Genomic DNA, 12,503 nt, shown 5'->3' with positions numbered 1-12,503 from the left:
ACCGTGACTTTTAGAAAAATATTTATTGCGGCCACCCTCCTTTGGGGAAGTTCTGTTTTGAGCGCGCAGGCGCAAATTATTGACGACTCCACCAAAGCCATCTATGGCTCCAAAACCACCCGCGTGTTGTATGAGGCCCAAATCTTTAAGGGAAATTTTGCCTCTGCACCTATAGACACTTCTTTAAGTAACCTTCATAGCGTGCGGCATTGGTACTATGACTCCAGCCTGCAGCAAAACCTAGGCAATGTGGGTACTGCCTCCCAGTCTTTGTTCTGGCGCATGCCGGGAACCTTAGGCACCAGACCCGGCCGTAACGCGTTTGACCTCTATGCCGTCAAGCCTGACCAAATAGAATACTATGATACCAAATCGCCTTTCACATTCTTAAACTATCTGCAAGGGTCTTTAGGGGAGCAGATTTTTAGGGCCAAGCATACGCGTAATGTTAATCCGCGCTGGAACGTTGGATTAGGATTAGAGCGCATTGGGACTAAACGGCAGATTGGTAATCCAAGAGATTATGATTTAGTGGACCATTACGGACTGCAGGCCTTTACTCATTATTACAGTGAGAATGACCGCTACCGCATCATGGCCAACTACGCCATGACCACGCATGAGCAGATTGAGTCAGGAGGTATTAGGCCAATTTTAGAAGATGAAGATGACAATCTGTTTGATTACAAAAACGAACCGGTTTGGCTAAACAACGCTTTCTCTAAAGAAAACCGGCACACGTTGCATGCCACCCAATGGTATAAACTATTGGGTTCAGGTTTACAGCTCTACCATACCCTGAATGGGTTATCCCAAGAGACGCGGTTTGCAGATGAAAACATTCCTTATGGGACGTCTACCAGCACCAATGAGCTTCTTTTTTACCCCAGAACAATCTTAGACCCTAATGAAACCCTGGACAACACCTTGTACCGACAGTTGGAAAACACGTTTGGGGTGATGGGGAGCACCAAATATTTTGTCTACCGGGCGTATGTAAAACGCCGGGACGGTCAGTATGAAATTTCTTCGCGTAACGCCTTGCCAACAGACCCCATCTCATACAATGAAGTTGGGTCAACCTTAGACATAGCTGATAATTTTGTGGGCGGCGAGGCCCAATTCAGGCTTAAGAACGATATCTATGTCACCACTGACGGCGAGTTGCAGATTGGCGGAAATGATTACCGACTCACGGCCCAGGCCCGGTTCAAATGGTTGTCTCTGAGCCAAACCCGCACCTCGTATTCACCCACCTTGTTGCAACGGGTTCACTACAGCAACCATTTTGACTGGTTTAACAGGTTTGAGAATACCACCGCAGACCAAACCACGGCACAGTTAGAGGCTTCGGCGTTTAATAATTACCTAAGAGCCCAGGTGCAGTACACCATCCTCAACAACCACGTGTATTTCCAGGATTCTTTGAGTGGACGCCAGGCAGAGCCAGCCCAAACGACCGGCACTAATTTCTTGGTGCAGGGAAACCTCCAGCACCGCTTTACTTGGAAGGCTTTGGTCTTGGACAACACACTTTACTATAATAGCATAACCGGTCCTAAGGTGATTAGAATGCCTGAATGGTATTGGACCGGAAAACTGTATGCGCAGGGACCCATGTTCAAAAACGCCATCACTGTACAGGCAGGAGTAGAGGCTAACTGGCATTCTGGGTATTATGCAGATGCCTACATGCCCGTTACCCAACAGTTTTACCTGCAGAACGAATTCAAGGTAACCCAGTACCCCGTGCTGGACCTGTTCCTAAACGCCGACATCAAGACCATTAATCTGTTCCTGAAGCTAAGCAACATAAACACGGTGACCTCTGCCTGGGAGCAAGGCTATTTCACAACGCCAGTGTACACGGCCAATCCGTTCAGTTTCATCTTCGGGTTGCGCTGGAATTTCTATGACTAAAGGAAATTTGTAAGGATTCTTGGCCATCGTTTTTGGTCTGTTTTCGAGAAAACATACCAAAAACGATGGCATGAATAGCAGCTGGTTTCACCTAAAACCCAAGTTCCATTTCATCCTTCCGTTTCCGAATCTCTACATTTCTAAATCTTCAAATCTATCTAGTGGCCAAGAGTATATTAAAACTTCAGCTTCCTACAGATCCGCGATGGGTGAACATAGCCGAAATGAACATTGAGGAGATTCTGGTGGACCATGCCTATTGTGAGCAGAAAGCAGCCAGCTCGGCAATTTCTTTGATTGTCAAGTACCCAGACAAAACCAAGCTGGTGGAGGAACTGACAGCCCTAGTAGCCGAGGAGTGGAGCCATTTTGAGCGGGTGCTGGAAGAATTAAAAAAGCGCGGCTATTCCCTGGGCAGGAACCGAAATGATGAGTACGTAGCCGAATTAAGCAAGCACATTAGAAAAGGTGACAAGCGCGAACGACAGCTCATGGACCACCTACTGGTGAATGCTTTGGTAGAAGCTCGTTCCTGCGAACGCTTTAAGTTGCTTTGGAAGAACATTCAAGACGAGGGCTTGCAGAAGTTCTACTATGAACTGATGGTGTCAGAAGCGGCCCATTACGTGAGTTTTGTGAAGCTTGCCAAAGAATACATGCCAAAGGAAATAGTTGACGCCCGCTTTCAGGAACTGCTCCAGATTGAGGCTGACATCATCTCTAAACTAGAGTACAGACCAGACAGAATGCATTGATTGTTGATTGTCAATTGCTGATTGTTGAATTTCTTTCTGAAGTATAAAACCAAAAAGCGTTTTTGGCCTGTTTCCCGGAAATCAGGCCAAAAACGCTTTTTGGTTTTAAGCAATCTGCAAATGACAAGCAGCCATTAACAATCACGTTTTCTGTTTCTTCTTTTTAGCCGCCGGGAAGAGGATGTTGTTCAGGATTAATCGGTAGCCCGGAGAATTGGGATGGAGGGACAAATCAGTGGGTTCTTCCTCTACCAAGTGCTGGTAATCCTCGGGGTCATGGCCGCCATAAAAGGTCCAGGTGCCTTTGCCGAAGGTGCCGTGCATGTAGCGGGCCTCGTCAATGGATTTGGTTTCGCCCATTACTACCACATCAGATTTTATCAAACGCTTCTTAAAACCGGTAGTCAGGCCCATGAATCCTTTGATGGTCTTGGCGTGGTTCTGCGTGAGCATAGTAGGAATGGGATCCCATTTAGCCGAGTAGGTGAACAACTGAAAGTAGTCGTTGTCTTCGCGCAGCTGGCGCTCCAATTGGCTGTTGTCAATGTTAGAAAACTCAGATTGAAAAGGGTCGCGCACCAAGGTAAAGTCCTTGAAGGCAAAGGTGTTGTCAAAGTTGAGCTTCTGCTGGGCTTGAGGATCTGAAGGGTCGCCGTCAAACATGGACTCGGTGATGTCTACGCCAAATGCGGCCAGCGAAATGTCATACGTATCTGTTGCTGAGCACATGGCAAACATGAACCCGCCGCCCGCCGTGAAGTCCCGTATTTTCTGCACCACGGCGCCTTTCAATTCAGGCACTTTCTTAAACCCGAAGCGCTTGGCAATGGCCTCGGCTTCACGTTTTTGGTCCTGGTACCAGGGCGCGTTTCTAAAGGCGGCGTAGAACTTTCCTTGCTGGCCCGTGAAGTCCTCATGGTGCAAATGCAACCAATCATAGGTGGGTAGCTTGCCTTCCAGTACCTCGGGGTCAAAGACAATGTCATAGGGAATCTCAGCGTATGTTAGGACTAATGTCACGGCATCGTCCCAAGGCTGTTTGGACTTAGGCGAGTAGACGGCAATCTTGGGGGCTTTCTCCAGCTTCATGACGTCCATGTTAGACTCCTGCGCGGCAATCTCATTTAAGACCTGGCCGTATTGCGCATCTGAGATGGTCTGGTAGCTGATGCCCCGCACCACCAACTCATTCTCTAGTTGCTGAGCCTGTTTAAAGGCAAACGCGCCGCCTTTGTAGTTCAAAAGCCAGTCCACTTCTACTTGACGCTGCAAGGCCCAATAGGCAATGCCATAGGCTTTTAAGTGGTTATTCTGCGTCTCGTCCATGGGTAAGAGCAGGTAGGAGGCAAAACCAGCCTGAGCCGACAAGCACCATCCCAGAAAAAGTAAAAGAATGCGGCGCAACATCTTGATCAAGAATTAGTTTTAAACAAATTTAGGAAAAACAGGCTGTAATCGGGAAAACTAGTACTTTTATAACAGTAAGAAAGTAACAGGTTATACGACTAATAACCAAAGAGCAACAACCTCACCAAACTATGAATCTGTTAGAAAACGCAAAGGAGGGTTTCAGGTCTATTCAGGGCAACATGCTCAGGACCGTATTAACCGCTTTGATTGTCTCCATTGGTATTATGTCTTTGGTTGGTATTCTAACGGCTATTGAAGGGATCAAGTATTCGGTGAGTAATACGTTTGCCAACCTGGGCGCCAACTCTTTTGACATTGAGCAAAAGTATGACAACAACCGGCAGGGTGGCCGGCAAAGCAAGGTCTATCCGCCCATCACAGAATTTGAAGCCAAGCAATACAAAGAACTTATGCTGGATAAAGCCCGCGTGAGCTTGTCTACCTACGTAACTTGGAACGCCGCGGTAAAAGCCGGTAATATCAAAACCAACCCCAACATCACCATTGTGGGAGGCGATGAGAACTTCATGGTAAATGAAAACTATGACTTGGAGCGCGGTCGGCCGTTTTCTTCTATAGAATTGGAAGGAGGTGCACCAGTGGCCATCATAGGCAAGGAAGTAGCCGAGAAACTTTTCCCTAAACAAAATCCAGAAGGGAAGAGCCTTCTAACGTTGGGTCGCAGGTTTAAAGTAGTGGGCATGATTAAAAGCGAAGGCAGCGGCATGGGCGGCGGCGGAAGCAACCGTCTCATCATCATTCCTATGGAAGCAGCTACCCAGATACCCACGCCAGAGCCTTTAACCTTCGGCATCAAATCAGCTATTCTTGGTAGTACCAGCTTGGCTTACGCCATGGAAGAAGCAACCGGTATCATGCGCAAAGTACGCCAGGACAAGTTAGGCCAGGAAGATTCCTTTGAGATTACCAGAAGCGACTCTGCCGCCCAGACATTGGATAAAATAACGGGATATTTGCGTACAGGAGGCTTCCTGATTGGGTTCATTACCTTGTTAGGCGCCTCTATTGGCCTCATGAACATCATGATGGTAAGCGTAACAGAACGTACCCGAGAAATTGGTATAAGAAAAGCCTTAGGTGCCACCATCAAGCAGATTAGAACTCAGTTTTTGATTGAAGCCATTGTCATTTGTCTTTTAGGCGGCGTGGCCGGTATTATTCTAGGCGTTTTGATGGGCAACGGCATCTCCATGCTTATTGGCCAAGGCGAGTTCTTTGTGCCTTGGCTTTGGATGATGGTAGGTTTAGCCATCTGTATCTCGGTGGGCTTGGTGTCTGGGTATTATCCTGCCTACAAAGCCTCTAAGCTAGACCCTATTGAATCCTTGCGTTACGAATAAGCACGCAAATCTTCTCACATCTTTAAATTTAAAAATCGATGTTCCTTTTCATTGGTGAATTAGCAGGGTTAGGCATAATGGCACTTTCCTTGATTTTCTTGGTTCCCACTATCCTCTGGATTTGGGCGTTGGTGGATATTCTAAAGAGCGATTTCAAAAGCGATGTAGAGAAAATCATTTGGCTGCTGCTGGTCATTTTTGTGCCGGTGCTGGGCTGGATCCTTTACTTCGCGATAGGGCGCAGCCAGCGGATTAATAGGTTCTATTAGTCATATCTGTTTTTAGCCTGGTTTCTAGAAAACAGGCTAAAAACAGAAGGCTTTTAAGCAGGATATTTTCAGGCCAGCATGGCTATCATCAATATTCATTCAAAAGGATAAAAAGCTTACAGTACATCTGCCTTTTCAAGATTTTGAGACATAAAAAAGCCCTACCAGTGATGGTAGGGCTTTTCTTTTGGAGATACTCTTGGTTATTTTTTGTTGGCTGACTTGTACTCTTCGTTTAGGCCTTTTAAGACGTCTTGCGTGATGTCCAAAGACTCGTCACTGTACAAGATGGCGCTGTTGCCACGGGTATAAGAAAGAACCATTTTGTAGCCTTTTTCAGCGCTAAGTTTCTTAAGATACGCTTCTACCTTGTCGTAGATTTTTTTCATCTCTTCGTTTTCTTCCTTGGCCAACTGGTTGCTGGCATTCTGGTTCTGAGCCTGTAATTGCTGCTCTTTCTGCGCCAAACGCTGCTCAGTAGCTGCACGCTGTTCATTGGTCATGCCTTGACCAGCCTGCTGGTACTGGCCCACTTCCTTCTGGAAAGAAGTAGCCTTGCCACGCAATTCCTGCTCCAAGCGCTGAGACTTAGACTTTAGACGGGCCTGTGCATCTTTAAAGTGCTGGTAATTCTTAAGCAAGGAGTCTGCATTGATGTACACAATCTCTGGAGCGGCCACTGTGGCAGTAGTGGTGCCGGTAGTCTCTGCTTTGTCTTCTGTAGTGGTTTTAGAAGCAGTGGTAGTGGTAGCAGGAGCAGAATCATTTTTGCAGGACGCCAACAACAAAGCGGCGGCGGCAACGGTCAATAGGTTTTTTGTAACGTTCACTTGAAAGAATTAATAAAGGTGGTAGTGTAAAGGTAAAAACCACAGATGCATTTGCCTCAACTTAGAACGGAGACAGATTCATCTGTGGTTTTCCTAAGTCCGTTTTTGTGGTTTTGTCGTGAAAATAGGCAAAAAACGGACGATGCGCAGAAAAAGAAGAAAATTAATTACCGCCGGCTCGGTTCAGCTCCTCCAGATTGGTGTTGCGGCGTTTCATTTCAAACTTTTCACCTTTGTTAAAGCGGTACCGTAGGTTTAAGCGTACGCTCTGGTTGTAGTGGTACATGTCAATGGTGTTGGTATTGCCCTGCACGTCTGAGTAGCCTTGCATTTTGCGGGTTCTAAAGATGTCCGTCACGTTCAAGGTCACATCCAGTTGGTCTTTCAAGAAAGAGCGTTTTATGCCTAAGTCCATGAACCAGCTTGGGTTGGTTCTATAGACGTTGAAGACGCCCGCGCCTTGGTAGCCGGCTGTGGCTTCTAATTTGAAGTTTTTCGGCAACAAGATATTAGAGTTGCTTTGGGCCATGAACATCATGCGGCTGTTGTTGATGTTCTGCTCCTTGATGATAGTGTTATATTCTTGGTAAGCCAAGGTGGCGTTGTTGTTGATGGACCATTTTTGATTGACCGTGATGGGAAGAATCAGGGTGGCGTTCATGTTTTTGCTTTCTACGTTGCGTTGCATAAAGATCAACTTGTTCTCAGCGGGGAACGGCTCAGGAACTTCGGTGATGTCATCTTTGGTATGCGCGTAGCCTAACACCAGGTTATAGGTTTTCTTAAACGTCTGGGTCACTTGAAAAGAGTTGGTATACTCTGGCTTCAAAAGCGGGTTTCCCTTGGCGAAGGTGTTGTTGTCAATATAGAACACAAATGGATTCAGGTTCTCATACCGTGGGCGGTTGATGCGGCGGCTATAGGTATAGCTGATTTGGTAATTGTCAGAAACCCGCTGCTGCAAGAAGATGCTAGGGAAGAAGTCCAGATACGTTCTTGGGGTCACTTTGGCGTAAGGCAAGGAATTACCTTTAGAATCAGTGTACTCGGCGCGCAAACCGCTTTGCAAGGTCCACTTGGTGCCTAAGTTTCTGCTAAAGTTTACATACCCGGCGTAGATGTTCTCATCATATATGAAGTGGTCTGAGCGTCCAAAATCCAGCGTGCGGCTATTGCCTTCCACTTGATAGAAATCAATTTGGTTGTCTGACTGCACATAGCTGGCTTTAGCTCCAATTTCCAATTTGCCTTTCACTTTCGGGAACAAGCGGGTATAGTCTGCCTTGGCTGAGTATATCTGATAGGAGGTAGGATTGCTGTTCTCTAGCAGTTCTTGGTCAGAAGGGGTGGTGCTACCCGCTAGGAATTGCTTGTTCAAGAAATCCCCCGTGCTTCTGTCAGTGATCCTTACCACATCTATATCTGCTGAAAGCGTGGTGCCCACTGTGTCTAGTTTACCTAGGTAATGCGCATTGCCACTCACGTTGGTGAACTTGCTGTTATCATGAGTAAGGGTGGTGCTCAGGTCCTGGTTAAATCTGGTATTGGTGTTGACCCCAGTATTTGCCTTGTTTTGCGAAAGGTTAAGCGTACCCCCAATGCTGTGGCTATTTGAGAAGTCATAGTCAGTTCCCACGCGCAGAGATTTAGAAAACTGAGACCCAAATTCGCCGCCTGCCATGATGAGACGGGTGTCTTCCCCTTCCTGCTTGAAAACACGGTCCATGGTGAAGGTTCTTTTCTTAGGACGTTCGGCCAGATCTGCAGTGGCAAAAGAGCTCCATTTGCCTTGCTTCAGGTTTACATTGGCACCGCCGTTGGCGCCATGCTTGGTGTTGTATTGATACCCGCCGTACACATTCCCGTTTAAGCCGGTCATGGTGTTTTTCTTCAGGTTCAAATTGATGATGCCCGAGGTACCTTCGGCGTCAAACTTGGCAGAGGGGTTGGCAATGATCTCCAGGTTTTTGAGGTTTTCGGCGGGCATGCCCTGCAACATGGTCTGTAACTGCTTCCCGTTTAAATAGGTGAGCTTGCCGTCAATCATGACTTGTACGCCCGCCTTACCGTTTAGCTGGATGTTACCGTCCTGGTCAATCCAAACGCCAGGGCTTTTGGATAAAACGTCATATGCGGTATTGCCCGCCGCCATGGCCGTATTCTCAACGCTTACCACCATTTTGTCTGCTTGAACATCTACGGTAGGCCGAAGGCTCTGTACCACCACTTCTTTCAAAGCCTTGGCATCTTGCTGCAAGGCTACCTTCCCGAAGTCCTTAGAAAAAGTAGGACCAGTTACCTCAAAAGCTGGCAGGTCTGTATTGGCAAAGCCAATGGCGCTTACCCTCAAGAAATATTTGCCTGGGGCCGGTGTTTTCATTTTAAAGTCACCCGTCACCTCAACGGCAGCACCCGTCACCAAAGAAGCGTCTGAGGCCTTTAGAAGGGTGATGGTGCCATAGCTCATGGCCTCACCTTTGTGGTCTACAATTTGGCCAGACAACTGGCCGGCTGTTTGTGCTTGGGTTTGATGGGCCGTTGCCATCATGGACATGAGAGAGAAGAAGAGGAGTAATAGCTTTTTCATGGATTATGCAATATGATGTGAAATGTGTAAGGTACTTGGTTATGCAAGGTACATGGGCAAAAAAAAAGCCTAGGGGCACAGAAGTTCAACCGCGGCAATAGAGCCCCAGCACAACGCGGCTGAGGAAGCCAACAGCAAAGAGGAGAGCATAATTGTCTTAGACACCGAAAGGACTTCATACACGCTTTCGGTGGCTTGTTTTCTGAAGTTGGATTTCTTTTTCATAGATGGCGCAGTGGGTATTTTGAGTTCTTGTCGAGACAAAGATATTATAAGGTACTATGTAACGCAAGGTACTGTTTCATTTTATTTCAATTATTTTTCACAAATGCACTTTAAAGTGGGTAGAGGGTGGTTTTTAAATTAAAAACCGGCCTGAAAATATTCTTAATCAATAAGTTAAATAAGAACAAGAAGCTGCTAACTCTATAAAATTAAGATAGGACTATGGACGGTTTCTTTAAAGAATAATTTCCCTCACCAGGGGTAAAAAGGTCCTTGGTGAGGGAAATTTCATCAGCCACCAGCTCTGTTTAATTCGTCTAGGTTGGTGTTGCGGCGTTTCATTTCAAATTTTTCGCCTTTGTTAAATCGGTATCTTAGATTCAGTTTTACGCTCTGGGCCCCGAAGTACTGGTCAAAACTATTGACATTCTCTCCCAGGTTGGCTGAACCAATCACTCTTCTGGTTTTAAAAATGTCAGTTACCGATAGGGAAGCCTCTAATTTGTCCTCAAAGAAAGATCGCTTCACGCCGGCGTCTATCCACCATGTCTGATCTATTTTATATAACCCATAGGCATTAGGACCTTGGTACCCGGCGTTGAGTTCCAGACGGGTTTTGTAAGGCAGTTGAATGTTGTGGTTGGAGTTAACCATGTAATAAAACTGTTTATTCTCTTGTCTTGCCTCCTCTAGGACTATGGAGAACTTCTGATACCCAGTCGTTAGCGTATTGTTCATGTCCCATTTGTTGGAAACCTTCATCGGAGCAATCACCGTCCCGAAGTAGGAGTCATGGTCATCCACGTTTCTTGGGCCAAACACCGTAGTATTAGACTCGTTTCTTTGTATTGGAATCTCGGCAATAAAATCTGTCGTTTTAGAGTAGCCCAACGTCAGGATGTAAGTGTTCTTCCAGGTTTGGGAGACCTGTACTGAGTTGGAGTATTGAGGCCGAAGTTGCGGGTTGCCTTGTGCCCATGTCAAGGGGTCCAGGTAAAAGACAAACGGATTCAGTCTGTCATAATTTGGTCGCTGAATGCGGCGGCTGTAGTTGTAAGTAATTTGGTAGTTGTCATTCACCTTCTGTTGCAGGAATACGCTAGGGAAGAGGTCCAGATACTCTCTTGGAGTGGTTTCCTGTAAGGTCACCGAGTACCCTTCAGAGACAGTCTGTTCAGCCCGCAAGCCCGCTTGTACGCTCCACTGCTTCCCTAAGCTCATGGTGTAGTTCAGGTACCCGGCAAAAATATTCTCCTTGTAGATGAAGTGGTTGCTGCGGTTGGGATTGTTGGCTTTCCAGGCGCCTAGTTGGGTATAGAACTTCAGCAAATTGTCAGACTCAACATAGCTGGCTTTTAGGCCTGCCTCCAGTTTGGTTTTGTTTAAGAACTTCTTGGTATAATCTGCCTTGGCAGAGTAGATGGAATACTGGGTAGGGTTGTCGCTGCCAAGGTGTTCCTGATGGTACGGGTGCGCGCCTCCAATTGCAGAATAGCTGTTAGAAAATCTTGAATTGTCTTGGTCCAGGATGGTTACATAGTCAATATCTGCGGAGAGGGTACTACCCAGGGTGTCTATTTTGTATAGATAATGACCGTTGAGGGTACCATTGTAGTACCGGCCGTCAATGGTGTTGCGTGCTTCAATGTACTGGCTGTTGGCCGCAGTTTCACTGATCAGGTAGGTATTGGTATTATAAAAATTGTCAAAGGTGAGGCTTGTCCAGTTATAGGTGACTCCTAAGCTGTGTTTTGGATTAATGTCCACCTCTGCCCCTAACCTAATGGAGGGAATGTCCCTGATGCCCTCTTCATCACCCTCCTGGTCAAAAATGGTTTTTGTATCCGAAAAATTAAATTCGCGGTACATGGTGTTCTTGCGCCAGTTTACCCGGCGGGCCATGTCTGCGCTGGCAAACGTGCTCCAGTTTTTCTCCTTGTAATTGACATTTCCTCCCGCATTGTAGCCGTGCATTCTGTTGTATTGGTAACCCGAGTACACACTTCCGTTAAACCCAGTCTGGGTATTCCGTTTGAGGTTGATATTGATGATGCCCGAGTTTCCTTCGGCGTCAAACTTGGACGAAGGGTTACTGATGATCTCCAGGTCTTTTACATTATCGGCGGGCATGCTTTGCAGCATGGTTTGTAATTGTTTTCCAGATAGGTAGGTTAACTTCCCGTCAATCATCACTTTCACGCCGGCTTTGCCATTCAACTGAATGTTACCATCCTGGTCCACCCACACGCCTGGGCTTTTTGCCAGCACTTCTAGGGCGGTGCTACCGGCGGCCATGGCCGTTCCCTCAACGCTCACTACCATTTTATCTGGGTGGTTAATAATTGTTGGGCGCATGGCCTCCACTGTCACCTCATTCAATTGCTTGGCATCTGATTTCACCACTAGGGTCCCGAAGTTCTTGGTAAAACCCACCTCCGACACAGTGAAGGGAGCTGTCTCCAAAGTTTGGAACCCCATCACACTTAGCCTAAGCACATAGGTACCAGCCGCTGGCGAGGGCAACTTAAACGAGCCATCCACTTCAATTCCCGCCCCATTTACGACCGTGGCACCTGGGTTTTTAAGCAAAGCGATGGTCCCGTAACTCAAGGGTTCGCCTTTTTCATCTTTCACCAGACCCGTTAAAGAGCCAGGTGTTTGGGCGTGTACAGCAAGGGACAGGGAGAAGAACAGAAATGAAAAGAGAAATGAGAAGATGTTTTTCATAGGATTGGGCAATAATGGAAAGGGTGACGAATTGTTAAATGGTGCTCCGCAGATAACCCATAGATGAAGACATAGACGCTTTGGTTGCTTGACCATGTTTTTTTAACCGAGCCATGCCATAAGAGGTCTACAACCTTCTTACAAGTTGGTCATGCCTTATCAAAACTGTTGCCAAAGGGATGCCGGATATCTAACTGGCTGATTTCCAGTAGAAATAGATTGTGACATAATTTTAATTTGTTCATTCTTGAACATCTGCTGCCCGATTTAGTACAGTACCTCACCTTGCAGATAGGCCTTAGCAGTAAGAGTCTAAAAGAAGAAGTGTTTTCGTTTTTGGGCTATTTTCCAGGAAATAGGCCAAAAACGAAGGAGACAAAGCGTGCCTTGCAAAACCATCTTGAAAACAAACACTAAAC

General features: G+C 46.6%; 9 protein-coding genes. 4 read left to right on the top strand and 5 right to left on the bottom strand.

Annotation, left to right across the window (positions count from 1 at the left end; all coding sequences use genetic code 11):
- Positions 1–3: 3 nt before the first annotated feature.
- Together TH61_RS15295 and TH61_RS15290 are read left to right on the top strand one after the other, a co-directional pair.
- Entirely contained in the window at positions 4–1,920 is a 1,917-nt protein-coding gene (locus TH61_RS15295; protein ID WP_197464050.1) for a putative porin, read from the top strand.
- 173 nt (positions 1,921–2,093) lie between these two features.
- Positions 2,094–2,675, top strand: a complete 582-nt coding sequence (locus TH61_RS15290; protein ID WP_066512938.1) for a tRNA-(ms[2]io[6]A)-hydroxylase — start codon at positions 2,094–2,096, stop codon at positions 2,673–2,675.
- Positions 2,676–2,816: 141 nt separating this feature from the next.
- Here the strand turns inward: TH61_RS15290 and TH61_RS15285 are convergent, their stop codons facing one another.
- On the bottom strand, positions 2,817–4,082 hold the full coding sequence (locus TH61_RS15285; protein WP_066511225.1) for an asparagine synthetase B: 1,266 nt from the start codon (positions 4,080–4,082) through the stop codon (positions 2,817–2,819).
- Positions 4,083–4,213: 131 nt separating this feature from the next.
- On the opposite strand from TH61_RS15285, the gene TH61_RS15280 reads away from it, so the two are divergent.
- Entirely contained in the window at positions 4,214–5,446 is a 1,233-nt protein-coding gene (locus TH61_RS15280; protein ID WP_066511224.1) for an ABC transporter permease, read from the top strand.
- A 77-nt stretch (positions 5,447–5,523) separates the two neighbouring features.
- Positions 5,524–5,715: a PLDc N-terminal domain-containing protein gene (locus tag TH61_RS15275; protein WP_197464049.1), complete on the top strand. Its 192-nt coding sequence runs from the start codon at positions 5,524–5,526 to the stop codon at positions 5,713–5,715.
- A 203-nt stretch (positions 5,716–5,918) separates the two neighbouring features.
- On the opposite strand, the gene TH61_RS15270 is transcribed toward TH61_RS15275, so the two are convergent.
- The 4 genes from TH61_RS15270 to TH61_RS15260 form a co-directional block, all read right to left on the bottom strand.
- Positions 5,919–6,545 carry an OmpH family outer membrane protein gene (locus TH61_RS15270; RefSeq protein ID WP_231862237.1) on the bottom strand — a complete coding sequence of 209 codons (627 nt, stop codon included), beginning with the start codon at positions 6,543–6,545 and terminating at the stop codon, positions 5,919–5,921.
- A gap of 163 nt (positions 6,546–6,708) precedes the next feature.
- Positions 6,709–9,132: an outer membrane beta-barrel protein gene (locus TH61_RS15265; protein WP_066511221.1), complete on the bottom strand. Its 2,424-nt coding sequence runs from the start codon at positions 9,130–9,132 to the stop codon at positions 6,709–6,711.
- 69 nt (positions 9,133–9,201) lie between these two features.
- Positions 9,202–9,357, bottom strand: coding sequence for a hypothetical protein (locus tag TH61_RS18180; protein ID WP_157600736.1), 156 nt, complete (start codon positions 9,355–9,357; stop codon positions 9,202–9,204).
- A 291-nt stretch (positions 9,358–9,648) separates the two neighbouring features.
- Positions 9,649–12,084 (bottom strand): TonB-dependent receptor domain-containing protein, encoded by a 2,436-nt coding sequence (locus TH61_RS15260; protein WP_066511219.1) that lies wholly within the window; start codon positions 12,082–12,084, stop codon positions 9,649–9,651.
- Between the last annotated feature and the right edge of the window lie 419 nt (positions 12,085–12,503).

The sequence above is a fragment of the Rufibacter sp. DG15C genome (assembly GCF_001577755.1).
Lineage (GTDB): Bacteria > Bacteroidota > Bacteroidia > Cytophagales > Hymenobacteraceae > Nibribacter.
This window is presented reverse-complemented; position numbering and strand designations above follow the sequence as displayed.

What these genes read in the sequence shown, in the direction of transcription:
- TH61_RS15260 (WP_066511219.1), bottom strand. Translation starts at nt 12,084, where the DNA reads ATGAAAAACATCTTCTCATTTCTCTTTTCATTTCTGTTCTTCTCCCTG.
- TH61_RS15285 (WP_066511225.1), bottom strand. Translation starts at nt 4,082, where the DNA reads ATGTTGCGCCGCATTCTTTTACTTTTTCTGGGATGGTGCTTGTCGGCT.
- TH61_RS18180 (WP_157600736.1), bottom strand. Translation starts at nt 9,357, where the DNA reads ATGAAAAAGAAATCCAACTTCAGAAAACAAGCCACCGAAAGCGTGTAT.
- TH61_RS15265 (WP_066511221.1), bottom strand. Translation starts at nt 9,132, where the DNA reads ATGAAAAAGCTATTACTCCTCTTCTTCTCTCTCATGTCCATGATGGCA.
- TH61_RS15280 (WP_066511224.1), top strand. Translation starts at nt 4,214, where the DNA reads ATGAATCTGTTAGAAAACGCAAAGGAGGGTTTCAGGTCTATTCAGGGC.
- TH61_RS15275 (WP_197464049.1), top strand. Translation starts at nt 5,524, where the DNA reads ATGGCACTTTCCTTGATTTTCTTGGTTCCCACTATCCTCTGGATTTGG.